The organism is Arthrobacter sp. UYCu512 (assembly GCF_040547075.1).
Lineage (GTDB): Bacteria > Actinomycetota > Actinomycetes > Actinomycetales > Micrococcaceae > Arthrobacter.
This window is the reverse complement of the sequence record NZ_JBEPPA010000006.1, coordinates 108,420-132,742: the sequence shown is the minus strand read 5'-3', so window position 1 is coordinate 132,742 and position 24,323 is coordinate 108,420. Positions and strand designations below refer to the sequence as shown.

The 24,323-nt window shown below is 65.4% G+C and carries 20 protein-coding genes; 17 read left to right on the top strand and 3 right to left on the bottom strand.

Annotation, left to right across the window (positions count from 1 at the left end; genetic code table 11):
- Positions 1–15: 15 nt before the first annotated feature.
- The 5 genes from ABIB49_RS08115 to ABIB49_RS08095 all read left to right on the top strand — a co-directional run bounded on the left by ABIB49_RS08115 (position 16) and on the right by ABIB49_RS08095 (position 4,952).
- The gene (locus ABIB49_RS08115; RefSeq protein ID WP_226776415.1) at positions 16–501 is read left to right on the top strand and encodes an SRPBCC family protein; all 486 of its coding nucleotides are present in this window, start codon (positions 16–18) and stop codon (positions 499–501) included.
- Positions 502–619: 118 nt separating this feature from the next.
- Positions 620–1,327 carry a FadR/GntR family transcriptional regulator gene (locus ABIB49_RS08110; protein ID WP_282360097.1) on the top strand — a complete coding sequence of 236 codons (708 nt, stop codon included), beginning with the start codon at positions 620–622 and terminating at the stop codon, positions 1,325–1,327.
- Between the two features lie 188 nt (positions 1,328–1,515).
- Complete coding sequence (locus tag ABIB49_RS08105; protein WP_502913777.1) at positions 1,516–2,904, top strand: MFS transporter; 1,389 nt, start codon at positions 1,516–1,518, stop codon at positions 2,902–2,904.
- 26 nt (positions 2,905–2,930) lie between these two features.
- Complete coding sequence (locus tag ABIB49_RS08100; protein ID WP_226776417.1) at positions 2,931–3,704, top strand: SDR family NAD(P)-dependent oxidoreductase; 774 nt, start codon at positions 2,931–2,933, stop codon at positions 3,702–3,704.
- 114 nt (positions 3,705–3,818) lie between these two features.
- Positions 3,819–4,952 (top strand): LOG family protein, encoded by a 1,134-nt coding sequence (locus tag ABIB49_RS08095; protein ID WP_354156917.1) that lies wholly within the window; start codon positions 3,819–3,821, stop codon positions 4,950–4,952.
- 4 nt (positions 4,953–4,956) lie between these two features.
- Here ABIB49_RS08095 and ABIB49_RS08090 read toward each other — a convergent pair whose 3' ends face one another.
- A complete protein-coding gene (locus ABIB49_RS08090; RefSeq protein WP_354156916.1) occupies positions 4,957–5,865 on the bottom strand; it encodes a matrixin family metalloprotease in 909 nt (302 codons plus the stop codon).
- Positions 5,865–6,986, bottom strand: coding sequence for a VIT1/CCC1 transporter family protein (locus ABIB49_RS08085; protein WP_354156944.1), 1,122 nt, complete (start codon positions 6,984–6,986; stop codon positions 5,865–5,867). Before ABIB49_RS08085 ends, ABIB49_RS08090 begins: the two co-directional genes overlap by 1 nt.
- Positions 6,987–7,293: 307 nt before the next feature.
- Between ABIB49_RS08085 and ABIB49_RS08080 the strand changes: the two genes are divergently transcribed.
- Positions 7,294–7,530 carry a hypothetical protein gene (locus ABIB49_RS08080; RefSeq protein ID WP_354156915.1) on the top strand — a complete coding sequence of 79 codons (237 nt, stop codon included), beginning with the start codon at positions 7,294–7,296 and terminating at the stop codon, positions 7,528–7,530.
- 82 nt (positions 7,531–7,612) lie between these two features.
- Here the strand turns inward: ABIB49_RS08080 and ABIB49_RS08075 are convergent, their stop codons facing one another.
- Entirely contained in the window at positions 7,613–9,136 is a 1,524-nt protein-coding gene (locus ABIB49_RS08075; RefSeq protein WP_354156914.1) for a sodium:solute symporter family protein, read from the bottom strand.
- A gap of 314 nt (positions 9,137–9,450) precedes the next feature.
- Here ABIB49_RS08075 and ABIB49_RS08070 point away from each other — a divergent pair, with 314 nt between their 5' ends.
- From ABIB49_RS08070 to ABIB49_RS08020, 11 genes are all read left to right on the top strand, one after another.
- Positions 9,451–10,026 carry a helix-turn-helix domain-containing protein gene (locus tag ABIB49_RS08070; RefSeq protein ID WP_354156913.1) on the top strand — a complete coding sequence of 192 codons (576 nt, stop codon included), beginning with the start codon at positions 9,451–9,453 and terminating at the stop codon, positions 10,024–10,026.
- Between the two features lie 152 nt (positions 10,027–10,178).
- Entirely contained in the window at positions 10,179–11,267 is a 1,089-nt protein-coding gene (speB, locus tag ABIB49_RS08065; RefSeq protein WP_226776423.1) for an agmatinase, read from the top strand.
- On the top strand, positions 11,264–12,937 hold the full coding sequence (locus ABIB49_RS08060) for a thiamine pyrophosphate-binding protein (RefSeq protein ID WP_354156912.1): 1,674 nt from the start codon (positions 11,264–11,266) through the stop codon (positions 12,935–12,937). Before speB ends, ABIB49_RS08060 begins: the two co-directional genes overlap by 4 nt.
- A gap of 246 nt (positions 12,938–13,183) precedes the next feature.
- On the top strand, positions 13,184–13,669 hold the full coding sequence (locus ABIB49_RS08055) for a MarR family winged helix-turn-helix transcriptional regulator (RefSeq protein ID WP_354156911.1): 486 nt from the start codon (positions 13,184–13,186) through the stop codon (positions 13,667–13,669).
- A gap of 103 nt (positions 13,670–13,772) precedes the next feature.
- A complete protein-coding gene (locus ABIB49_RS08050; protein WP_354156910.1) occupies positions 13,773–15,818 on the top strand; it encodes an MFS transporter in 2,046 nt (681 codons plus the stop codon).
- A 290-nt stretch (positions 15,819–16,108) separates the two neighbouring features.
- A complete protein-coding gene (locus ABIB49_RS08045) occupies positions 16,109–17,842 on the top strand; it encodes an ABC transporter ATP-binding protein (protein WP_226776427.1) in 1,734 nt (577 codons plus the stop codon).
- Entirely contained in the window at positions 17,839–19,893 is a 2,055-nt protein-coding gene (locus ABIB49_RS08040; protein WP_354156909.1) for an ABC transporter ATP-binding protein, read from the top strand. Before ABIB49_RS08045 ends, ABIB49_RS08040 begins: the two co-directional genes overlap by 4 nt.
- A 50-nt stretch (positions 19,894–19,943) precedes the next feature.
- Positions 19,944–20,390 (top strand): acyl-CoA thioesterase, encoded by a 447-nt coding sequence (locus ABIB49_RS08035; RefSeq protein ID WP_226776428.1) that lies wholly within the window; start codon positions 19,944–19,946, stop codon positions 20,388–20,390.
- A gap of 77 nt (positions 20,391–20,467) precedes the next feature.
- Entirely contained in the window at positions 20,468–20,743 is a 276-nt protein-coding gene (locus tag ABIB49_RS08030) for a hypothetical protein (RefSeq protein WP_354156908.1), read from the top strand.
- 92 nt (positions 20,744–20,835) lie between these two features.
- The gene (locus ABIB49_RS08025) at positions 20,836–23,067 is read left to right on the top strand and encodes an McrB family protein (protein ID WP_354156907.1); all 2,232 of its coding nucleotides are present in this window, start codon (positions 20,836–20,838) and stop codon (positions 23,065–23,067) included.
- A gap of 25 nt (positions 23,068–23,092) precedes the next feature.
- Positions 23,093–24,322 (top strand): 5-methylcytosine restriction system specificity protein McrC, encoded by a 1,230-nt coding sequence (locus ABIB49_RS08020; RefSeq protein WP_354156943.1) that lies wholly within the window; start codon positions 23,093–23,095, stop codon positions 24,320–24,322.
- Position 24,323 lies beyond the last annotated feature (1 nt).

The following is a 24,323-nucleotide window of genomic DNA, read 5'->3' as shown; positions in this document are numbered from 1 at the left end:
GACTAGGATTGCCGGATGACCAACAGATATCTCGTGTCCCGCAGCCGGTTCATCGCTGCCACTCCTGAAGCCATCTTCGAAGTGCTGGCCACACCCGCGCTGCACAGCGTGATCGACGGCTCAGGCACCGTCAAGGGGGCCCAGCCCCGCGGCCCCGAGCGGCTCGCGCTTGGTGCGAAGTTCGGGATGGAGATGAACATCAAACTGGACTACAAGATCCTGAACACGGTGTGCGAATTCGAGGAGGGCCGGCAGATCGCGTGGCGGCACTTTGGGGGCCACATCTGGCGTTACCTGCTGGAGCCCGCGACGGATGCCGCCGGGCGTCCGGGAACCCGCGTTACCGAACAATGGGACGCACGGGAGGTGCGCGCCAGGATTCTCCTGCGGCTGGCCGGCTACCTGCGCCGGCACCCGGCTAATATCGAGCAGACCCTCGCCAAGCTGGACGACTACCTGTCCTCCGGGCAGCGCCAAGCCGGCAATGCCGGGGTTTCCTGAGGCCAAGGCGGCGCAGCTAGCTGCCGCGCCGTCGGACGCCGGGACCCGCGGCGCCCGGCGGCGTCTGTAAGGTTGATGGCACGGGGAGCAAACGGCAAGACTAAAGGTGGGAACCGCGATGGGCCGCAGGACACTCGTTGACGACCTCGTCGACGGCCTGCTCGCCGACATCCTTGACGGCAAACTTCAGCCCCACGAAGCCATTCCGCCCGAAGCCGACATCGCCAAGTCCTACGACGTCAGCCGCCTCACGGTGCGCGAAGCGCTGAAGGCCCTGCGCGCGCAGAACATCCTCTACGTAAAAGCCGGCCGCGGAACCTTCGTCAATCCGTCCGACAACTGGACCGGGCTGGACGCAATCTTCAAGGCCGCCTCGCACGGCAACGGGGCGGAGCAGGTGGGTGCGGGCCTGATCGAGATGCGCCGCATGGTGGAAACCGGGGCCGCCGCGCTGGCGGCGGCACGCCACACTCCCGAGCATGCCAAACAGATGCGCGACTGCATCGCGGATATGAAACGCTTTCACGATTCCGGCGACCTGGACGCCTTTGTGGCGGCGGACATCGGCTTCCATGATGTTGTGCTGAAGGCCTCGGGCAATCCTTTTGTCTTGGCGCTGTTCGCCCAGCTGGGCCAGCTCCTCTACCTGAAGCGGCGCGAAACGTCAGCCGTCGAGGAGATTCAGCTGCATGCCATTGAGCACCACCAAAAGGTCATGGCGGGCATCCTTAGCGGCGACGCCGAACTGGCCCGCCGCAGCATGGACGAACACATGGACCAGACCTACCGGGACTACGAGCGCTACGTGAAAAGCGCGGTTTCCTGACCGAACGGCGGCTGCCTGGCGGGGGCTTGACGTAAGCTGTGTCACTCTTCTATGCTCTTCCTCATGCTCTCCAATCAGATGTCTGACATCTGATCTTGCTCTTTCCGGGTCATTGCACCAGGACTGGGCCCCACCATCCCCACGGAATCCCACCACCGCAGGTGCGGGACCCGCTAGACAGAAGGTCGATGATGACTTCACTCTCCCTCAAGTCCGCCGGATTCGGCGAGCTTGGCGAGCGCACGCTCCGCAAGGTCCGCCGCCGCGTTATGCCGCTGATCGTCCTGCTCTACTTCGTTGCCTACCTTGACCGCAACAACGTCGGCTTCGCGAAACTCACCATGAGCGAGGACATCGGCCTGAACGCAGCCGCGTACGGGCTGGGCGCCGGCATTTTCTTCCTCGGCTACGCGCTGCTTGAGATCCCGAGCAACGCAGGCATGTACCGGTTTGGCGCACGCAAGTGGCTGGCCCGCATCCTTATCACCTGGGGCATTTTCGCCACGGCCATGTGCCTGGTGAACGGTGAGACCACTTACTACGTCATTCGGTTCCTGCTGGGGGCGGCCGAGGCTGGCTTCTTCCCGGCAATCCTCTTCTACCTGACCCTTTGGTTCCCGGCCGCACAGCGGGTGACGGTGCTCGGCATCTTCATTCTGGCCCAGCCGGTTTCCAATGCCCTGGGCGCTCCCGTCTCCGGGCTGCTCCTGCAGATGGACGGCGTTATGGGCCTCCAGGGATGGCAGTGGCTTTACATCATCGAAGGCATCCCGGCAATTATGCTGGGGCTGCTCACCCCCATCCTTATGACGGACCGTCCGCGGGATGCCAAATGGCTCAACACCGACGAGCGTGAATGGCTTGCGAGCACGATGGAAGCCGAACTGGCCGTCAAATCCGGCTCCGGCAACCACAACTTCCTGGCCGGCCTCAAGGACAAGCGCACCCTGATCTACTCGGGGCTCTACTTCGGGCTGGTCTGCGGAATCTATGGACTGGGCCTGTGGATGCCCACCATCGTCGCTGCCCTCGGCAAGTTCTCCACGCCCCAGATCGGCTTCATCGTCTGCATCCCGTACACCGTGGCCGCCGTCTTCGTCTACTTCTGGAGCAAGCGTGCGGACCGGACCGGCAAGCGCGCCTGGCACACAGCCGTCAGTATGGTGCTGGCCGGCATGGGCCTGCTGGCCGCAGGATACCTCCTGCCCGTCAACCCGATCCTGGCCATGATCGGACTGACTGCCTCGGCTATGGGCATTTACGGCGCCATCGCGCCCTTCTTGTCCATGCCCTCTGCTGCCCTGACGGGGGCGGCTGCTGCCGCCGGTTTGGCCATGATCAACTCACTGGGCAACCTGGGCGGGTTCGTTGCCCCATACGCCGTCGGACTCCTAAACGACGCCACGGGCAGCAACCAAAGCGGATTGCTGTTCCTGTCCCTCTGCCTGTGCATCACCGCCGTGGCAACCTACCTCTATGCCCGCAAGCGCCCCGAAGGCGATGCAGCACTGGATCCCGCAGTTGGCGCTGCCGGCGAAGTGACCACTGAGTCCGCGGTCGCCGCCAAGATCTCCTGATCCCGAAATCCCGAAGGAAACACACCATGAGCGCAACCACTTTCCCCTCCGAACGCACAGTTGTCCTGACCGGCGCTGCGTCGGTCCGCGGTATAGGCCGCGCCGCCGCGGACCGGATGGCGAGCGAAGGATGGTCCATCGCCATTCTGGACATCAATGCCGAAGACGCCAAGGCCGCCGCTGCGGAAATTGGCTCCAACCGTGCAGTCAAGGCCATGGGCGTCGGGGCGGATGTGTCAGATGCGGCGTCCGTGGACCGGGCCATCACCGAGATCGAAGATTCCCTTCCGCCGATTGTGGCTCTGGCCAATCTCGCGGGCATCAGCTCCCCGACGCCCTTTATGGAAACGAGCGTCGAGGAGTGGGACAAGGTATTTGCGATCAACATGCGGGGTACCTTCATCGTCTCGCAGCGGGTGCTTAAGGGAATGATCGAGCGCAAGCTCGGGCGGATTGTAAGTATCTCCTCCATCTCTGCCCAGCGAGGCGGCGGCACCTATTCCAAGGTCGCCTACAGTGCGTCCAAGGCCGGCATCATCGGGTTCACCAGGGCCCTGGCCCGCGAAGTGGGCGAATTCGGCGTTACAGTGAACGCGATTGCACCCGGCCCGATCGATACTGACATCATGGGCGGCGCGCTGAGCGATGAGCGCAAGGCCCAGATGTCCGAGGGCATCATGGTGGGCCGGGTGGGCACCCGGGAGGACGTAGCGGCCCTGATCGCTTTCCTGCTGGGGCAGGACTCGGGCTTCATAACGGCCGCCACCTATGACATCAACGGCGGCCTCCAGGTTTCTTGACCGGACCAGTACCCAACACGAAGGTGCCTCCGCCGGTTTCGGCGGGGGCACCTTCGTGTTGGCGCTCCCGCAAGCTGCCGTGGCGGAGCGGACGTCGCAGTCTAGGCTGGCACCATGAACGCAGCCCGCAGCCTGCACCCCAGCCCGCGCACACTGGAGGTCGAAAGCCTGGACACTTTCGACGCCCTGGTCGCTGCCGGGGCACGGTCCATCCAAGGCTGGCATGCCCAGTCACTGGACCTGCGGGGCCGGCGGGCTCAGCTCCAGGCCATGCACGCACAAGGCGGAATTTTCCTCGGATGTACCTTCGACGAGGGCATGGAGGATTGGCTTCGCAGCCGCGGTGCCTTGATTTTCCCGAAACTCGACGCGGTTCCGTTTAACCCTTACCGGGGGCAGCTGTACACCCCGCATGAGCTCTACGCCGGGATCTCCGACTCCCGCTATGAGGACACCCCGGATGCACTCGTCTACCAATGGAGCATCCGGCCGGGACAGCGTCACCGGCTGGACTCAACCCTGGCCGCGGCGCTGCACGACCACTCGATCGGCGATGCCCTCGATGAGCTGACCCGCTCCGATCTCTGTGCAGGCCGGACCGTGGTGGGCGTGATGGGCGGACACACGGCCAGCCGCGCGTCCCCCGACTTTGAAACGGCCGCGCGGCTGGGGAGGCTGCTGGCCACGGAGGGCCGGATGGTCGCCACCGGCGGCGGGCCCGGTGCCATGGAGGCCGTCAACTTCGGTGCATACCTGAGCGGGGCTCCGGAACGGGACTTCCGGCAGGCCCTGGGGGATCTTGCCGCCGTGCCGGGATTCCGGCCTTCCGTCTCGGCGTGGGCACGCTCCGCTGCCGCCGTCGTCGAACGCCATCCGGCGGGTACACCGTCGCTGGGAATCCCCACCTGGTTCTACGGACACGAGCCGCCCAACTTCTTCGCCACGCATATCGCCAAGTACTTCGCGAACTCCATCCGCGAGGCCATTCTGTTGGAGCTCTGCAACGCCGGCATCGTTTTCCTGCCAGGCTCCGGCGGCACCATACAGGAGATCTTCCAGGATGCCTGCGAGAACTACTACGGCACTTCCGGAACCATCACGCCGATGGTACTGGTAGGGCGCGAGCACTGGGTGCGGCGCTACCCGGCGTGGCCCCTGCTGCAAAGCCTCGCCGCCGGCCGCCGGATGGAGCGGCGGATCCTCCTGGTCGATACCGTAGAGGAGGCGCTCGCCGTCCTGGACGGCTAGCGGCTCAGAGGTCCTTGCGGCACGGCGCGTTGCCGAGTTCGAAGAGGCCGTTCAAGTCGCCGGCGGCCAGGCCGTCGGGGGTTCCGATCTCGGGGTACATAAGCTGCGCGGGGTCGTCCACGTGCTCCAACCCCATCACGTGTCCGAGTTCGTGCAGGATGACCGCCGTGGCATATGCGGCTCCGTCCTGCCGGCCGAGGTCCGCTCCGATCTGGGGGGCGTCGAGTTCCAGGCTGCCGGTGACGAAGCTTTTGGGTCCGTCGCCGAAGCTGAAGTGGGTGCTGCCTCCGGTGCCGATCACGGGGCCCTTCAGTTGCGGAGCCTGGTCGGGGGTGGTCCACACGATCAGCAGCGGCGCCCAGCGTTCCCCGTAAGCGGTTGGCTGATAAGGGATTCGGGACTGGGCGGGAGCCTCAGTGGTTGGTCCGTCGTCGACGAACTCGATGCCGGTCGCGCGGGACACTGTTCTGATCGCGTCCTCGACGAGCTGGTCGGCGCCGTCGGGAGCGAGTGCCGCGTTGACCACAAAATGCAGCGGCCGGCACGGCGAATACCCCACCGGGGTGCCGTCCTCGTTCGTGGCCAGGAACTTGAATGAACTACTGGCCACGGCCGGCTTCTGCGGGTGGCCCAGCGGCTGGTCGTGCTCTTCGAATCCGGCCGGGGGAGTGTCCGTCCGGACTGTCGCAGCGGACGCAGGCCGCCCCGGCTGGCCCTCCACCGCGGTGCCCGGCCCGGCTCCGCGACCGGCATCGAAAAGTCCGGTAAAACGCGGATCAGCGTAGATCAAGCCCACTGCCAGGAACGCGGCCCCCGCAATCAAGGCGACGGTGGCGAGGCGGCCGACAATCCGCCGGATGGTCCCGGCGCTGCTGTGCCGCGGTGTCCGGTCCCGGAAATCAGGACCGGCCACTAGGCAACCACGGCGCCGAAGGCCAGGCCCAGCAGATAGGTCACGCCTGCGGCACCCATTCCGATGGCAAGCTGACGGAGGCCGCGGGAGGAGGGGGAGGTGCCCGAGAGCAGGCCCACGACCCCGCCGGTGAACAGCAGCGCCAGGCCCACAAGGGCAGCGGAGACAGCCAGCGCCGCGGCGCCGGTCATACCCAGGACGAAGGGCAGGATCGGCACGATCGCGCCGGATGCGAAGAAGCAGAAGCTCGACGCCGCGGCGCCCCAGGCGGTGCCCACCGCTTCGTGCTCGTCGAGGGCTTCCGGAATTTCCGGCTGCAGCGAGAGGCTGGGATCGCAATCGCAGTCCAGCAGGCCCATCCGCTCGGCCACGCGGTGTTCGGCGGCCTCCCGCGACATGCCTCGCGCCAGGTAGACCAGCACAAGCTCATTGTGTTCGATGTCCAGCGAGGGTGCAGCGGCCAGGGTGATCTGGGTGGGGCGGGTTGCAGCCAGCAGTTCGCGCTGGGAGCGGACGGAAATGTACTCGCCGGCGCCCATGGAGAGCGCCCCGGCCAGCAGGCCCGCGACGCCGCTGAGCAGGACTACTGAACTGGCCACACCGGAGGCCGCCATGCCCATTACCAGGGAAAGGTTGCTGACCAGCCCGTCGTTGGCGCCAAAAACGGCCGCCCGGAACGTTCCCGCCAGCCGGTTGCGGCCCCGGGTGGCCAGGCCGCGAACCACTTCCTCGTGGATCTGTTCGTCGGCGACCATCGCCGGTGTGGCGGAGGGATCGGTGGCATACGGGGAACGGCTTTCGGCCCGCTGGGCAAGTGCCAGGACAAACACCGAGCCAAAGTGGCGGGCTAAAAAGCCCAGGAACTGGCTCCGGAGCGACGCGGAGCGGGCGCGACCGGCGCTCCCGCCGAGCAGCTGGAGCCAGTGGGCCTCGTGGCGTCCTTCGGCTTCGGCCAGGGCGAGGAGGATCTCACGCTCTTCGCCGCTGCGGTTCTGGGCCAGATCGCGGTAGACGGCGGCTTCGGCCCGCTCGTCGGCTAGGTACTGCCGCCACCGCTTGATGTCCGCAGCACTCGGGGTCGCCGCGGACGCCTCCGGAACGGTCCCCTGGCCGGGTTTCAGGCGGTGGGGTTCCGGGTTGAACTGGTCAGATGTGGCGTGTTGAGACACGGAAGCTCCTGGGCTTGAAGGGCATGGTTCGGCCCCGTTGCGTAACCAGCGTACCCCGAATTTCCGCGGATTTTTGGCTGGTAATCCTCAGAAAGGAGTTTCGGTAAACCGTAAAACCGCAGTCGCTGCGGTGCCCTTCGCAGGGGCGGCGGGCCGCCTCGATGGGAGCCCTTGACCGCCCGCGTTCGTGGTGTTCGAATGAGACCCAGGGCGGCCCGGCGGTGCCGTTGCCGCCACCCCATCGCACGGAGGGTGCCTCATGGACAACATCGGCTCAGATTCAGTCCAGCCGGCTCGGGATTCCCTTGAGTCCGATCCTGCTTACGACTATGCCCAGGACGCGCCGGTCAGCGATGCCACGGAGACCGAAGAGGACGAGCTCCTGGAAGAGGCGGATCGGCTCGTTCCGCTCGACAAAGAGGACTTCCTGGCCGACAACAAGCCTGTGCTGCCCCTGGACCGGGAGGAATTCCTCGAACCCGGGGACGAGGACTGAAGACTCCCACCGGCCGCAACGATCGACGGCGGCGCCCCCGGACGGGAGCGCCGCCGTCGAACGTTAACTCGCTCTCAGGACCTCAGTGCGCGACGGCCGGTACTTTTTCTTCCACGGCGGCATCGCCGGCGACCCTGCGGTGCCAGTTGGCCATGACCGCGGGATCCGTCGGTTTGGTCAGGAGGGACACCGCGATGTAGACCACCGCGGAGGCCACCAGGCCGTAGTAGATCGGTTCGTTGGCGTAGATCCCGTCCAGCGGGACTTCGGCATTGATTTCCAGCACGATCATGGTGCCGAGTGTGATGACGGAGCCCACCGCCATGGAGGCAGCCGCGGCAATGCCGGTGCCGCGCTTCCAGACGAGTCCGCCGAGGATGGCAACAAGGAGTCCGCCGACGAGGATGTCATAGGCGATGGTGAGCGCCGCGACGACGTCCTTGGTGACGATGGCGATGACGATCGCGACGATGCCGAGGCCCAGGACCCACATGCGGTTGGCCCGGACGTCGTGCTCGGGGTTCTCGGTGTCATCGGTGTTGATGGTTTTGCCGAACCAGCCGGCGACAAACGGTACGACGTCGGCCCGGGCCACTGTGGCGGCGGCGATCAGGGCGCCGGAGGCGGTGGACATCATCGCGGCGACGGCCGCGGCGAGCACCAGGCCGCCAATGCCGACCGGAAGCAGGTTAGTGGCAACTTCGGCGTAGACAACATCCTTGCCGAGGGCCTTGACGTCGATATTCGGCAAGGCAACGCGCGCACCCAGGCCGATCAGGGCGCCGGCGGCACCGTAGAGAATGCAGTAGATTCCGGCCGTCGCGCCGCCCCATCGTGCGACCGTGGGCGTTTTGGCGGTGAACACCCGCTGCCAGATGTCCTGGCCGATCAGCAGGCCCAGGGTATAGACGACGAAGTAGGTGATGATCGTCTGGATGCCGATGCCGTCGATCTGGAAGAAGCTGGCGTCCACGCGGCTGCGGATCCCTTCGAAGCCGCCGGCGGCATTGAGGGTCAGCGGCAGCATCAGCAAGAAGATACCGACTGTTTTGATGACAAACTGAACCTGGTCGGCCAGGGTGATGGACCACATCCCGCCGATCGTCGAGTAGACCAGGACGATTGCGCCGCCGATGGCGACGGCGAGTGCGCGGTCCCAGCCGAAGAGCACAACAAAAATTGTGGCGTAGGCGCCGGTGGACGTTGCGCACAGCATCAGCGTGTAGGCGAGCATTACGATGCCCGAGGTCTGGGTGGCGTGGCTGCCGTACCGCAGGCTCAGCATCTGGGAAACCGTGTAGATCTTGAGCTTCTGGATGGTGCTGGCGAAGAGCAGGCTCAGGAGCAGCACGCCGGCGCCGATCGCGACCACGAGCCACATCCCGGAGATGCCGAACTTGTAGCCGAGACCCACACCGCCGACGGTTGAGGCGCCACCGAGAACGACGGCAGCCATGGTCCCGGTGTAGAGGAACGGGCCGAGGCGGCGGCCGGCCACCAGGAAGTCGCTGTTGTTTTTGGTGCGGGATTTACCCCACCATCCGAACGCCAGCATGGCGACCAGGTACACCACCACGATGGCGATGTTGACGAGACTTGCGTCCATAAAGGGCTCCTTGAGCTGTTCTGAGCTGGGCTGAAACCCGTCGGCGCGATTGCGGCTCGCACGGGATCCAGCTGCTTCCTGATGGGTACGGTCACTAGTTGCCGGTGAAGGTGTCCCGGACCGGGCAACACCACCGCAGCCGGTGCGGTTTTTTGCCCAATAGGCAACACTTGTTGCCAAACCCTATGTTGTGATGCTGGTAACAGTCAAGACGCATTCCGCGTCAGGGCCGGATCTGGCCAGCCGGGGAGGCCGTCCCGCTAGTATTGCTCAAACGATGGGGCCGAGCGGCCGGCCGTGAAAGGTTCCAAAAAATGAAAGCTTTGCCAGTTGAACCGAGCAATGTTCCGGTTGCCATCGGTTCCCGGATCCGCGCCGCGCGGCAGTCGCAGCGGCTCACGATCGAGCAGGTCGCCGACGCCACCGGGCTGACCAAGGGATTCCTCAGCCGGGTCGAACGCGACCTCACTTCGCCCTCGGTAGCATCGCTTGTGACGCTGTGCCAAGTGCTTTCCATCTCGATCGGCGAGCTGTTTGCCGCCCCGGAAACCCATCACACCAAGAAGGACGAAGGACCGAGGATCTCGCTCGGCGGTGACGGGATTGTGGAGCGGCTGCTGACCGCGCGCTCGGAACGGCGGGTGCAGATTATCCAGGCCGTGATTGAGCCCCGCGGCCGCGGTGAATCGGAACTGTATGCCGTGGACTGCGACGTTGACGTGCTGCATGTGGTGCAGGGGCGCATCCGGCTGATCCTCACCAACGAGGAACTTGAACTCCACACGGGCGACACGGTGACTTTCCCGGGCCGTGAGCCGCACACGTGGATCAACCCGACCGACGAAGCCGTCGAAGTCCTCTGGGTCCTGGTCCCCGCCGCAAGCCGCTAGCGTTCCGGCCCGGGTCACTGCGTAGTGCGGCCCGGGGGCCGGTCGGGATGCCGTGGATGGCCCTTTTGTAAACATTTGATGCTCAAGAGACAACTTCGAGTGTATGATGGCTATCACACCCGTCGGTCAATCCTCGAAGGAGAGGCTTTCTTTTGGAAGAGCTGCGCATCGAGGCCAATGGCAACCTTGGCCCTATTGATTCATCCCGCATCCCCCGTTACGCGGGGGCCGCTACCTATGCGCGCCTGCCGCGGCTGGACCAGGTCGCCAAGGCCGACGTTACGGTGGTGGGCGTGCCCTTCGACTCGGGCGTCTCCTACCGCCCCGGTGCCCGCTTCGGGTCCAACCACATCCGCGAGGCCAGCCGGCTGCTGCGCCCGTACAACCCGGCCTGGGATGTCAGCCCCTTCGAGAACATCCAGGTGGCCGACGCCGGCGATATGGCCGTCAACCCCTTTAATATCAATGAAGCGATCGAGACAATCCAGCAGAATGCCCTGGACCTGACCGCCGCCGGCAGCAAGCTGCTGACCCTCGGCGGGGACCACACCATTGCGCTGCCGCTGCTGCGCGCCGCCGCCGAACGCGCCGGCCAGCCCGTCGCCATGCTGCACTTTGACGCGCACCTGGACACCTGGGACACGTACTTCGGTGCCGAATACACCCATGGCACCCCGTTCCGCCGGGCGGTTGAGGAAGGCATCCTGGACACCGAGGCGATTAGCCACATCGGCACCCGTGGCCCGCTGTACGGCAAAAAGGACCTCGACGACGACCACCGCTTCGGCTTCGGCATTGTGACCTCCGCCGACGTCTACTACCAGGGTGTGCTCGAAACAGTAGCGAAGGTGCGTGACCGGATCGGCAACCGCCCGCTCTACATCTCGGTCGACATCGACGTCCTCGACCCCGCGCACGCCCCCGGCACCGGCACCCCGGAAGCCGGCGGCATCACCAGCCGCGAGCTGCTCGAAATCATCCGCGGCTTCCGCGGCATGAACCTGGTGGGGGCGGACATTGTGGAGGTGGCCCCCGCGTACGACCATGCGGACATTACCGGCGTCGCCGCAAGCCACGTGGCCTACGAACTGGTCACCCTGATGGCGGACAGCGCGGTTGGGGGCGACCGCTTCGGCGCGGCCAACGGGTACGCTGCGCAGGCGCTCGGCCAGGAATCCCGCCGTCCGGCCGGCTTCGCCACTCCGGCCGCAGCCCGCGTCGGGGGCGGGGTCGCCCAGTGACCGGAGTGCGCAATGGCGGGGACCTCGTTGTCGAGACGCTCGAAGCGCTCGGCGCCAAAACGGTCTTCGGGATTCCGGGGCAGCACGCCCTGGGGCTTTTTGATGCGATGGGCCGGGGCAACCTGCACTTCGTCTCCTCCCGGGTGGAGAACAACTCCGCCTTTGCCGCGGACGGCTACTCCCGGGCCACCGGCGAGGTCGGTGTCCTTTTCCTCTCCACCGGACCGGGAGCGCTGACGTCCCTGGCCGGGCTGCAGGAAGCGTATGCCACCGGCGTTCCCATGGTGGTCATCGCGAGCCAGATCCCGCTCGAAGGACTCGGTGCGCGCCGCAAGGGAATGCTGCACCAACTCGATGACCAGAAGGCTTCGGCCGCCAACGTCACCAAGAGCCAGCGCCTCATCCAGCACGCCTCCGGCATCCCTTCGGCTATCCAGGATGCCTGGACGGAGGCGATTTCCTCGCCGCAGGGCCCCGTGTGGTTGGAGATTCCGCAGAACGTGCTGCTGGATCCGATTATGGTGCCCCCGGTGGAGGATGCACTCGCCGAGGCCGCCGATAATCCGCCGCGGATCGAACTGGTCCGCGAAGCCGTCAAATGGCTGGCGTCGGCGGAACGTCCCGCCATCATCGCCGGCGGGGGAGCCCGCCGCGGCCGGGCCGAGAAGTCGCTGCTCGCCATCGCGGAGAAGCTCCGGGCGCCGGTGATTTGCACGCCCGGCGGCAACGGCGCGTTCCCGTGGAACCACGAACTCTCACTCCAGTCCTGGATCGAGGACCAGTACATGACGGAGCTCCTTGAGGACGCCGACGTGCTGATTGTGATCGGTTCCTCACTCGGCGAAGTCACATCAAACTACTTCACCTTTGCGCCGCGGGGCCGGATCATCCAGATCGACGCCGAACCTCGCGTCCTCGAATCCAACCGTCCCGGTCTGGGCATCCGGGCCGACGCCGGCCAGGCGCTCGCCGCCCTCGACGATGCCCTCGATGCCCTGCGGGAACCATATGGCGATCGCACCAACTGGCACGGCACTTCGCCGGAAGATCTGGTCAAAAAAACCCTCGCGAAGGTCACTGCCCGCCTCGAATCCCAGGATCTCGGCAAGGAACTGAAGTTTATGGCGGACATCCGCGAGGCCGTCCCCGCCGCCATGCAGACATTCTGGGACATGACCATCTCCGCGTACTGGGCTTGGAGCTGCTGGGATGCCCGCCAGGGCCAGTTCCACTCTGCCCAGGGCGCCGGCGGCCTCGGCTTCGGCTTTCCTGCGGCAATCGGCGGCGCTGTTGGCCTGGAAACCACCGGCAAGCCCGGCGGGTCTGCCAGGGTGTTGGCCGTCTCCGGCGACGGATCGGCGATGTACTCCATTTCCGAACTGGCCACCGCCAAGCAGCACAACGTTCCGGTCACGTGGCTGATTGTGGACGACGGCGGTTACGGCATCCTGCGTGAATACATGGTCGGCGCCTTCGGCAAGGCCACCGCGACCGAACTCGCCCGTCCTGACTTCGTCAAGCTGGCGGAGGCCTTCGGCGTCCCGGCCGTCCGGGTTGCCCCCGAGGACATCGGGGATGCGCTCAGGGCCGGGTTTGCGGCGGACGGCCCGAACGTGGTCGTCGTCGAGACCCTGCTGAAGATGTTCGCCCCCACCCACCTGGACGACTAGCGCGGCCGGCCGGAACGCCGGCCGGAACGCCGGAAATCGGTAAACACACTGCGCGGACCGGCCGCGTCCTCCCTCATTAAATGATGGGTCGACGCGGCCGGCCCGCGTTTGGCGTTTAACGGGCACTTCTTTCGACGCGCCAGCGCGTTATGGCGCCCCTGGGGCCGCTCCGAACAGGGTTAGTTTCCCGAAGTAACCAATTTTGCTATATAGTTGCCTAGGGCAAACAAAAGAGGGGTGTCCGCCATGACCGTTGAATCCAATGCCGCAGCCAAACTCGTTTACCAGATCTTTGACCTTCAGCGCGCCGTCCGCTGTGTTGCCGCAGCCAACCTTCGCGGCCAGGACACCGGGGTGGCCCTGCAGGGAGTGCTCCGTTTTGTCGGGGAGGGCGAATCCCGGGCCACCCACCTTGCGGAGCGGCTCGGCGTCAGCGCCCCCGTGCTCAGCCGGCATATCGCCGAGCTCGAAGAGCAAGGTTACGTGGTCCGCCGGCCGGACCCCGAGGATGGCCGCGCCCAGCTGATCGCCCTCTCGGCGGCCGGTGCGGAGAAGCTGCGGGTCATCGAGGACCACCGCACTGCAACCATCCAGGGCCTGCTGCAGGACTGGAACCAGGACGACGTCGAACTCACGGCGCGGACCCTGAAGAAACTTGCTGAGTCCCTCAGGACCTCAGCCCGGGCAACGACGGCCGGACCCACGAATACGACCGAAACTGTTAAGGAGTAGATACATGGCTAACCACGCTGCCGCGACAGGGCCGTCCCCGGCCCGGTCGGATGATCAGCCGGGGTCCCCGCGCCCGTCCCATCCCGCCGGAGAACCTGCGGCAATGACCCACCGCCAGATCATGGAAGCACTGACGGGTCTGCTGGCTGCCTTCTTCACCGCCATCCTGAGCAGCACGATTGTTGCCAACGCGCTTCCCACCATTATGTCCGAGCTCAAGGGCACCCAGACGGACTTCGCCTGGGTGATTACGGCTGCCCTCCTGGCCAACGCGGCCACCACCCCGATCTGGGGCAAGCTGGCGGACCTCTTTAACAAAAAGGTCCTGGTCCAGCTCAGCATCGTGATCTTTGTGGCCGGCTCCGTGATGGCCGGGCTGTCGGAGACCATCCCGCTGCTGCTGACCGCCCGGGTCATCCAGGGCATCGCCATGGGTGGCCTCACCGCCCTGGCCCAGGCCATCATCGGCTCCATGATTCCGCCACGTGACCGCGGAAAGTACTCCGGCTACATGGGCGGCGTGATGGCCGTCGGCACAGCCGGCGGCCCGCTGCTCGGCGGTTTTATTGTGGACAGTCCGCTGGGCTGGCGCTGGACCTTCTTCGTCTGCGTCCCGCTCGCCGTCGTCGCCCTGATCCTGCTCCAGGTCACCTTGAAGATCCAGCACGTCAAGCGCCCGGCCAAGATCGACTGGCTCGGCTCGATCCTGTTGACCTCGGGCGTCAGCCTGCTGCTCATCTGGGTTTCCTTCGCCGGCAACCCCGACTACTACGACTGGTGGTCATGGCAGTCGGTCGCCATGGTGGGCGGCGGCGTTGTGCTCCTTGGCCTGTTGGTACTGGTGGAATCTCGGGTATCCCAGCCGATCATCCCGCTCAAGATCATCTCCGAGCGGACCACAGCCCTCGCGATCCTCGCCTCGGTAGCGGTCGGCGTGGGCATGTTCGGCTCCTCGACGTTCCTTGGCCAGTACTTCCAGGTGGCACGCGGTGCCAGCCCCACCGAAGCCGGCCTGCTGACCCTGCCCATGATCGCGGGCAACCTGATCGGTTCGGTTGCCTCGGGTATGCTCATCAGCCGCACCGGCAAGTGGAAACGGTACCTGACCGCCGGCTCCATCCTCCTGGTGGGCGGCCTCGGCCTTGCCGGCAGCATGGACCACACCACCGACCTGTGGATGACCGGTATTTTTACGGCCATCCTGGGCTTGGGCCTGGGCCTGCTGATGCAGAACCTCGTCCTCGCCGTGCAGAACACTGTCCAGGCCAAGGACATCGGTACGGCCAGCGCCTCCGTGGCCTTCTTCCGGTCCGTAGGCGGCGCCATCGGCGTCTCGGTCCTTGGCGCCGTCCTGGGCAACCGGGTCAAGCAGCTCGTCACCGAGGGGCTCGCTTCCGCCGGAATCCAGGTGCCGGCGGGGTCGGCGGGGGCCACCATGGACCTCAAGGACATGCCGGCACCGCTGCGTGAGATTATGCGGGCGGCATACGGTGACGCGATCGCGGAGGTTTTCCTGATTTCGGCCATCGTCGGCCTCGTGGCTCTTGTAGCCGTCCTGTTTATCAAGGAACGCCCCCTGCGTCGCACCGTTGATATCCGGCCTGAGCCCGCCGCGCAGGCAGGAGACGCAGCTGCGGACGCTGCCCTGGGGCATGCTCCGCGGAATGGTCCGAAGGACGCTGGCACGATTGGCCCCGCCGTCGGATCCGGCATCGTCGACTTGGACCGGGAGTTTATCGAGGTCCTCAGCCGGGAGCGCGCCGAATCCCGGTTTCCCGACGCCGCCCGCCGGGAGGCCGGTGTGGCTGCCAATTCCTCGCCCCGCCCGGGGGAGTCCGCCGAGCCCGGCGATAGGGAAGGCGGCCGCCAGCGGTCCCGGACCCTGCTCGCCGAGGACCGGCCTGAGGCAGCCGACGTAGTACCCGTGTTGCTGCAGACCCAACGGCTGCTTGCCGAGCAGCAACTCCAACTGGCCGAGGCGCTGCACGCCGTGAACGAACAGGCTGCCGAGCAGCGTGTGATTGCGGCGGAGCAAGCCCGTGTCGCCGGGGAACTCACGGCGTTGGGCCGGCAGCTGGCCAAACAGCGCAAGCTGCAGCGCGCTGCGGCCGATTACATCGCCACCCACGGACGGCACCGGACCGACTAGCAGCAGGAACGCGCAGCGGCCGGGCAGGTCCTGCCGGTAACGTCGGCTGAAGGCTCCGCGCCTGCCCCCACCAGGGGCGGCGGCGGAGCCTTCAGTCGTGCAGCCGGCCGAAGAGTACGCCGATTGGATGATTTTTCCTCGCCGCTGTTCCGCGCTGGCGGGTCATTTCGTAGAGTGGGATGACGACGGCTGTCAGCCCCCTCTGCTAATACTGGGTACATCGAGACAATGTCCCCTTCCCGGACTCATTTCCAGCCGCAACTATTCATCATTCCTAAGGACTCGTGGGCATGCTTGTCACCCTCATCCGGCGCTACTCGAGGCCGTATCTGCCATCCATCGGTGCAGTCATTTTCTTCCAGCTCGCATCCACCATCGCGGCGCTGTATCTTCCCAGCCTGAATGCCCAGATCATTGACGAGGGCGTTTCGCGCGGCGATACGGACTACATCTGGCGGACCGGCGGGGTGATGCTCGTCGTCGCACTGGTCCAGGTGGTCACCGCGATCGCCGGAGTTTACTTCGGATCCAAGGTGGCGATGGCGTTCGGCCGAGACCTGCGCCGCGGCGTGTTCCGGAAGGTCACGGGCTTCTCCGCAAAGGACGTCAACGTCTTTGGCGCCCCAACCCTGATCACGCGCGGCACCAACGATGTCCAACAGGTGCAGATGCTTATGCTGCTGGGGCTGAACTTTATGGTGGCCACACCCATCATGTGCATCGGCGGGATCATAATGGCCCTCCGCGAAGACCTCAGCCTGTCCTGGCTGGTGTGGGTTGCCGTTCCGGTGCTTGTGGCTGTCGTGGGCTACCTTGTGGTCCGGCTGATGCCGCTGTTCCGCACCATGCAGAAGAAGATTGACCGGCTCAACGGCATCCTGCGCGAGCAGATCATCGGCATCCGCGTTGTCCGCGCGTTCGTCCGCGAACCGCATGAGGCGGAACGGTTCGGCGCCGGGAACAAGGAACTCACCGACGTGTCGCTGAAGATCGGTGCCTTGTTTGTGCTTATGTTCCCCGCCATCGGCATGATCCTGCACATCTCCACCGCGGCCGTGCTGTGGTTCGGCGGCCAGCGGGTCGACGCGGGCGAGATGCAGGTCGGCTCGCTGACGGCATTCCTGCAGTACCTCCTGCAGATCCTGATGGCCGTAATGATGGGCACCTTTATGGCGATGATGATTCCCCGTGCGTCGGTGTGCGCGGACCGCATTGGTGAGGTGCTCGACGTCGAACCCTCCATCCGCGAGGCCCTCACCCCGGTGACGCCGGCCAGGAAAGCCGGCCGGGTCGAGTTCCGGAACGTTTCCTTCGCCTACCCCGGCGCCGAAGCGCCGGTGCTGAGCGGGATCAGCTTCACCGCCGAGCCCGGGCAGACGGTCGCGATCATCGGCTCCACCGGCGCCGGCAAGACCAGCCTGTTGTCCCTGCTGCCCCGCCTCTACGACGCAGAATCGGGTGAGGTGCTGCTCGACGGCGTCCCCGTTACCAATCTGGACCGCGCGGAGATTACGCAGCGCGTGGCCATGGTGCCGCAGCGGCCGTACCTGTTCTCCGGGACCGTCGAGCACAACCTGCGCTTCGGCAAGCCCGAGGCCACGGATGAGCAGCTCTGGGACGCCCTGACCGTGGCCCAGGCAGCCGACTTTGTGCGTGAGAAGAAGAATGGACTCGGCTCACGGATTTCCCAGGGCGGCACCAACGTCTCAGGCGGCCAGCGCCAGCGCCTCTGCATTGCCCGGGCCCTCGTCACGGAGCCCAAAGTGTTCCTGTTTGACGACTCCTTCTCCGCCCTCGACGTCGCCACTGACGCGAGGCTCCGGCGCGCACTCAAGGCCAAGACGGCGGACGCGACCGTAATCATTGTCGGTCAGCGCGTCTCCACCATCGCCGACGCGGACCAGATTCTGGTCCTCGACAAAGGACGGATCGTGGACCGCGGCACACACAAGGAGCTGTTGCAGAGTTCCAGCACCTACCAGGAAATTGTCGAATCCCAGCTGACCGCGGAGGCCGTGGCATGAGCACCAACGAGAAGGTTTCGCTGCACTCCAGGCAGCCAGCCCCGGACACGGAGCCGGAAGACGACTTTGTAGAAGAGGAATACACCCCGGGCGAGGCCGACGGCGGTATGTTCGGCGACCTGCCGGCGAAGAAAGCCCAGCACTTCTGGCCTTCCGCGAAGCGGTTGATGTCCCTGCTGAAACCCGAACGGGCCGGCATCACCGCCGTACTCGCCATGGTGACGGTCGCCGTCGTCCTCAACGTGGTGGCGCCCCGGATCCTCGGCCAGGCCATGGACGTGATCTTCGCTGGAGTCATTGGCAAACAGCTGCCCGCCGGCGGCACCAAGGAGCAGTTCGTCGCAGGCCTCCGCGACCAGGGCCAGGACAACTTCGCGGACATGCTCGCCAGGATGAACGTTGTCCCGGGTGTGGGCGTGGATTTCCAGCGGCTGGCTTCCCTGATCAGCGTGGTCCTGGTGATGTACTTCGTGGCCAACATCTTCCTCTGGCTGCAGGGCTACGTCCTGAACATCCTGGTCATGCGGGTGGTCCGCCAACTGCGCGACGACACCGAGAAGAAGCTGAACAGGCTTCCGCTGAACTACTTCGACACCCGCCAGCGCGGCGACATCCTCTCGCGGGTGACCAACGACGTCGACAACATCCAGCAGGCGCTGCAGCAGGCCTTCGCCCAGCTCGTGAACTCGGCGCTGACGGTGATCGGCATTGTTATTATGATGTTCATCGTGTCCTGGCAGCTGGCCCTTATCGCCCTCGTGGCGTTGCCGCTCTCCGCAGTGGCTGCCGGCATTATCGGTTCCCGCAGCCAAAAGCTTTTTGCCGCCCAGTGGAAGAACACCGGGGATCTTAACGGCCAGATCGAGGAGTCTTTCTCCGGCCACGACCTCGTCCGGGTGTTCGGCCGCGACGCGGACATGCTGGACCGCTTCGACGAGCGTAACGAAGCGCTCTACCGGGCCAGCTTCGGTGCACAGTTCGTCTCCGGGATGATCATGCCCGTGATGCAGTTTGTGTCCTACCTCAGCTACGTCGGCATCGCCGTCGTCGGCGGACTGCGGGTTGCCTCCGGCGCGATGAGCCTGGGCGACGCCACCGCGTTCATCCAGTACTCCCGCGAGTTCACCCAACCGCTGGGCCAGATGGCAGGTATGGCGAACATGCTGCAGTCCGGCGTCGCCTCAGCGGAGCGGGTCTTTGAATTCCTCGACGCCGAGGAACAAGAGGCCGAGACCGCCACCGAAAAGTTGCCCGCCAAGACCGATGGCCACGTAGATTTCCGGCACGTCACCTTCAGCTACACCGCGGACAAACCGCTGATCGAGGACCTGTCTTTCACCGCTGAGCCCGGGCACACCGTGGCGATTGTTGGCCCCACCGGTGCGGGCAAGACCACCCTGGTGAACCTTGTGATGCGCTTCTACGAGCTCCAGGGCGGCAGCATTACCCTGGACGGGGCGGATATCACGCAGCTCGGCCGAGCGGAATTGCGGTCCAAGGTTGGCATGGTGTTGCAGGACGCGTGGTTGTTCGGCGGCACCATTTACGACAACATCCGCTACGGCAAGCTGGACGCGACGGAAGAACAGGTGCTGGAGGCGGCGAAAGCCACCTTCGTGGACCGCTTCGTCCGGGCCCTTCCGGACGGTTACAACACCGTCATCGACGAGGAGGGCAACAATGTCAGCGCCGGCGAAAAGCAGCTGATCACCATTGCCCGTGCCTTCGTGGCGAACCCCTCGCTGCTAATCCTGGACGAGGCCACCAGCTCGGTGGACACCCGCACCGAAGTCCTAGTTCAGAAGGCCATGGCCGCCTTGCGCACCGATCGCACCAGCTTCGTGATTGCCCACCGCCTCTCCACTATCCGTGACGCCGACACCATCCTGGTGATGGAGGCCGGCCGGATCGTTGAACAGGGTGCACACGCCCGGTTGCTGGAACTCAAAGGTGCCTACTACCGCCTGTACATGTCCCAGTTCGCCGGTGAAGACGCCGAGACGGCTTTTTCGGAGAATACTGCCGACAACACGACGGCGGCGCGCAGCTGAGCGCCGCCGGCCACCTTGCCGCGTCCCGGCGCATCGAGGTTCAGATTCCCATGCGCTGGGGCGACATGGACGCCTACGGCCATATCAACAACGTCCAGATCGTCCGGATCCTGGAGGAAGCCCGAATCGCGGCCTTCGGGCCGCCCAGAGGGTCGGGGCGGCCAGGTGTAGAGCCGCCGGTCTCGCTATTCAACGAGGTCCCGGAGGGAACCCTGGCGCTGATCGTGGACCACAAAATCCGCTACGTCCGGACCCTCGAGTACCGCAACGTGCCGGCGGTAGTCCAGCTGTGGATCGGTGCGATCAAGGGCGCCAGCTTTGACATCCACTATCTGGTGCAGGACCCCGTGACCCGGGAGGACTGCGTCCGGGCCTCAAGCCATCTGGCGTTTGTCGACGAGGCCACCGGGCGGGTGCTGCGGCTGACTCCGGAGCAAAAGGCGATGCTCGCCCGGTTCACTCCGGATCCTGCGGATTCCGAAAAACCGGTCCCATAGCCTCTACTTGGGCCGAGCTATCGTCCCTAGGATGGACAAGCCTCGGCACCCGGCCCGGGAGCCAAGGAGTGCATCTTATGGTCAACAAACGAGGACAGCTAATGGCGAACAAAGGCAAGAAAAAAGCCCAGAAGAAGACCTGGAAAGAGCTCACGCCGATGGCGAAGGTCGGAACGGTGACCGCGGCTGTTGTTCAGCTCTCCTTACTGGTCGCCGCCCAGCGGGATATCTCACGCCGGCCGGCCGAACAAATCCGAGGCAGCAAAACGATGTGGCGGGTGGCGACCCTGGTCAACTTCGTCGGCCCGGGCAGCTATTTCACTTTTGGCGTCAAGCGCACGGCCGCCAAGTAGCAACCAGCGCCGGAAACACGCTCAGCCTCCGGTCGGTACTTTCGGGCTCCCCGATGATGCCGGCGTTCAGCTTAAGCCTGTAAATTGAAGGCATGACCCCAGCCAAAAAGCCTGCCATGCACCGCGCCCTCGGCATCTCCAAGGAGATCGAAGATGCGGCCTGGTTTGTGCTGGGGCCGGGGTTGCTGGGCAAAGCGTCTGCCCTGGACGGCCGCACCAAAACATGGTCGGTGCCGGCGGCCACGGAGTTGCTGGGTCGCCTTGAGCGCGGGGTCCCGGATCCCAAGGCGCCCATGATGACCAACCTGCGGCAGAACCTGCAGGACGCCTCCCGGGGTGCCAAGCAATTGGCCGTCGAACTGCTCTTCCTACAGTCCCTGCCGTTGGCACATGAGGTGAAATCCCTCAAGGTCAAAAGGGCGCGGGTGGCCGAAGCGGCTACCTGGCTGGAGCCGCCCCTGGAACTGCCAATCGAGTTGTACGCGGGCATGACGGACCATGGCGTCATCCGGGACCGCACCGCGGAATTCAACTGGACCATCTGGGACCACCTGAGCTGGCTGTGCCGGCTGGTTCAGCATGTTGCCCGGCGTCCTGCCGGTGAAGTTGCGGCCGCGGTGAAGGACCCGTTGGCCTTCCACCAGCTGGTTGCCGGCACACCCGATGACCAGCCGGCCATCCGCCGCAGCATCGAATTCCTGGTCTGGCCCAGCTACTTCGAACCAGTTGTGGCCGACGTCGAACGCCAGGAGATCCGTGATGCCTTCGCGTCCCTCGTAGGTGGGGCGAAGGGCGAGAGCGACGAGGAGATCTCCGCGGACATCCACCGGATCCGCCTGCACCTCGACGAACAGGCCGGCCAACGGATCGACTGGTACTCCCGGCAGCTGGTGAGCCAGTGGCGCAAGGTTGGTGACCCCGGGCGCCGGGCCTGGCTGCTGCGCACCCACCACGACAACGCCGAGCTGCTCAGCAGCTGGCAGGCCGAGGAATCGATCACGCTCGATGTTGAGCACCTGCGGCTGCTGGACCCCGGTGTTACCGCCGGGCTGGTCCAGCACGCCGTCGACGAGGACTACAAGCACCTCGGCTACGTTGAACGGGAAGACACCAAGACCGCCGTCTTCGCCTTTTTGGGGGTGATGAAGCCCGGCGACCTGGCCCTGTATCAGAGCTCGGGCACTGTGCGGTTGGGGGTCGTCCTCGGTGAACCTGAGCACCGTGACGACAACCGCCGGCTGGGCCGGAAGGTCCGCTGGTTCGACGAGGCACACACCATGACCGAACTGCCCCGTCATGTTCAGCGGCAACTCGCCACCTCCGGGATCGTCGTCGACATCACCCGAGTCATCCAGGCGCTGGAGGTACTGCTGCCCGCTGAAGCGGAAGCCGGGCCAAGCGAGGGTGTAGAACCGGCCGCCGTCGTCGAACCTGCCTGTGAAGGGTTCCGCCCGCTGACGCCGGAGTTCGCTCAGTCGCTGCACATGGACCTGGAGCCGCTGCAGGAGATCGCCGAACTGCTGGAGGAGAACCGCCAGTTGGTGCTGTACGGGCCGCCCGGAACCGGCAAGACGTATCTGGCCAAGCACCTTGCCGCCCAGCTCGCCGGCGACACCACCGACGAACGCGTCAAGCTGGTGCAGTTCCACCCTTCGTACGCCTATGAGGACTTCTTTGAGGGCTTCAGGCCGGATAAAACCGACGAGGGCCAGGTGTCCTTTAAGCTCGTGGCCGGGCCGCTGCGCCGCATCGCCGAGGAAGCCGCGAAGCCGGGAAACGAGAGCAAGCCGTACTTCCTGATCATCGATGAGATGAACCGGGCGAACCTGGCGAAGGTTTTCGGTGAGCTGTATTTCCTGCTCGAATACCGCGATGACCGGATTTACCTGCAGTACAGCCCCAACGAGCCCTTTACACTGCCGGACAACCTTTACATCATCGGCACCATGAACACCGCTGACCGGTCCATTGCGATGATGGACGCCGCCATTCGCCGCCGCTTCTCCTTCATCGAACTCCACCCCGAGACCGCGCCGGTGCAGGGAACGCTGCTGCGTTTCCTGCAAGCCCGGAACCTGGATACGACGCCGGCCCTGCTGATGGACGCCCTCAATGACGCCATCGATGAGTGGGACCGGGATCTGATGATCGGTCCGTCCTATTTTATGAAGCCGTCCGCGCAGACGTCCAAGGGCCTGCGGCGGATCTGGAAGTACGAGCTGATGCCGTTGCTGGAGGAGCATTACCATGGGCAGCTGAACCGTGCGCAGCTTCAGGAGCGGTTCGGACTTGACCAGCTCCTTGACCGCCTTGCGCGCGTCTAGCCAGCCCGGCCGGGCAGGCCACGGTGTGGCGGGTTCCGCGCCGATCCGCAGGGTTGTCCTGGACGAGCTTTCCAGCGGTGTGGTGGAACGGCTTGACCCGGCCAGCGCGGCCTATATTAATGGCAGCGGCCTGGCCAAGTCCTCGCCGATGGGCATGGGCATCTACCGGATCGAGCCCGTAGGGAAGATCGGTGCGGTGCGCACCCCGACGGTGCAGCTTGAGGTCCGGCCCAAGGAGCGGCTGGGCCTGGCCCGGTTGCTGTTCCTGCTCGGCTACGCCGGGGATCAGGGGTTCCGGGAGGATACCGTCACAGCGGTGGAAGAGGCGGATCTGTGGAGCGCGCTGGCACAGTCGCTCGCCCAGCTCTCGGACCGGGCGCTCAGCCGAGGTGTGCTGCAGGGCTACCTGAATGTTGATGAATCGCTCCGGACGGTCAAAGGGCGGATTCGGATGTCGGACCAGATCTCGCGCCGGCCCGGCATGCTGGTGCCCCTTGAAGTTTCCTACGACGAGTTCACCGAGGATATCGCCGAAAACCGTATCCTGCGGGCGGCGTTGGAGCGGATGTCCCAGGTTTCGGGTGTGCGGCCGGACGTGCTGAGCCGGCTCCGCCAGCTCAAGGGCAAGCTCGCGGCCGTGACCCGCCTGCAGTCCGGTGCGCCCCTGCCGGTGTGGCGGGCCAGCCGGATGAACACGCGATACCAGTCCGCGTTGCGGCTGGCCGAAGTCATCCTGCGCCATTCTTCGGCGGAGGCCGGGGACGGTACCCAACAGTCGGCGTCGTTTGTTGTTGATATGTCCGTGGTGTTCGAGGACTTTGTGGGTACGGCGCTCCGCGAGGCTATGGCCGTATTCCCGGGGGAGATGCGGCTGCGGTACAACGCGCTGCTCAATGAGGCCGTCCGCGACTCTGACCGGATCGTGGTGCAACCCGGTGCTGTCCACCTGCTTGGCGGACGCCCGGTGATGGTCTACGACGCCAGGTACCAGGCCGCTGCCGACGCCGGGGCGTCGCTGTCCGGGGACCACTACCGGATGCTGGCGTACTGCACGTCGCTGCGGGTTCCGACGGCGTGGCTCATCTACCCGGGGGCGGGGGAGATCAAGCTGCGCCGGATCCTCAACACTGACATCGATGTGGTGGAGTTTCCGCTCGACCTGTCGCAGCCGCCAGCGGAAATCCTGGCCTCCATCGCGGACCTCGCTCAGCAGTCCTGGGGCGAAGTGGTGCGTCAGGCGAGTATCGGACGCTGAC

Coding starts and splice junctions, on each gene's coding strand:
- ABIB49_RS08115 (WP_226776415.1), top strand. CDS start 16: ATGACCAACAGATATCTCGTGTCCCGCAGCCGGTTCATCGCTGCCACT.
- ABIB49_RS08110 (WP_282360097.1), top strand. CDS start 620: ATGGGCCGCAGGACACTCGTTGACGACCTCGTCGACGGCCTGCTCGCC.
- ABIB49_RS08105 (WP_502913777.1), top strand. CDS start 1,516: ATGATGACTTCACTCTCCCTCAAGTCCGCCGGATTCGGCGAGCTTGGC.
- ABIB49_RS08100 (WP_226776417.1), top strand. CDS start 2,931: ATGAGCGCAACCACTTTCCCCTCCGAACGCACAGTTGTCCTGACCGGC.
- ABIB49_RS08095 (WP_354156917.1), top strand. CDS start 3,819: ATGAACGCAGCCCGCAGCCTGCACCCCAGCCCGCGCACACTGGAGGTC.
- ABIB49_RS08080 (WP_354156915.1), top strand. CDS start 7,294: ATGGACAACATCGGCTCAGATTCAGTCCAGCCGGCTCGGGATTCCCTT.
- ABIB49_RS08075 (WP_354156914.1), bottom strand. CDS start 9,136: ATGGACGCAAGTCTCGTCAACATCGCCATCGTGGTGGTGTACCTGGTC.
- ABIB49_RS08070 (WP_354156913.1), top strand. CDS start 9,451: ATGAAAGCTTTGCCAGTTGAACCGAGCAATGTTCCGGTTGCCATCGGT.
- ABIB49_RS08055 (WP_354156911.1), top strand. CDS start 13,184: ATGACCGTTGAATCCAATGCCGCAGCCAAACTCGTTTACCAGATCTTT.
- ABIB49_RS08050 (WP_354156910.1), top strand. CDS start 13,773: ATGACCCACCGCCAGATCATGGAAGCACTGACGGGTCTGCTGGCTGCC.
- ABIB49_RS08045 (WP_226776427.1), top strand. CDS start 16,109: ATGCTTGTCACCCTCATCCGGCGCTACTCGAGGCCGTATCTGCCATCC.
- ABIB49_RS08040 (WP_354156909.1), top strand. CDS start 17,839: ATGAGCACCAACGAGAAGGTTTCGCTGCACTCCAGGCAGCCAGCCCCG.
- ABIB49_RS08035 (WP_226776428.1), top strand. CDS start 19,944: ATGCGCTGGGGCGACATGGACGCCTACGGCCATATCAACAACGTCCAG.
- ABIB49_RS08030 (WP_354156908.1), top strand. CDS start 20,468: ATGGTCAACAAACGAGGACAGCTAATGGCGAACAAAGGCAAGAAAAAA.
- ABIB49_RS08025 (WP_354156907.1), top strand. CDS start 20,836: ATGACCCCAGCCAAAAAGCCTGCCATGCACCGCGCCCTCGGCATCTCC.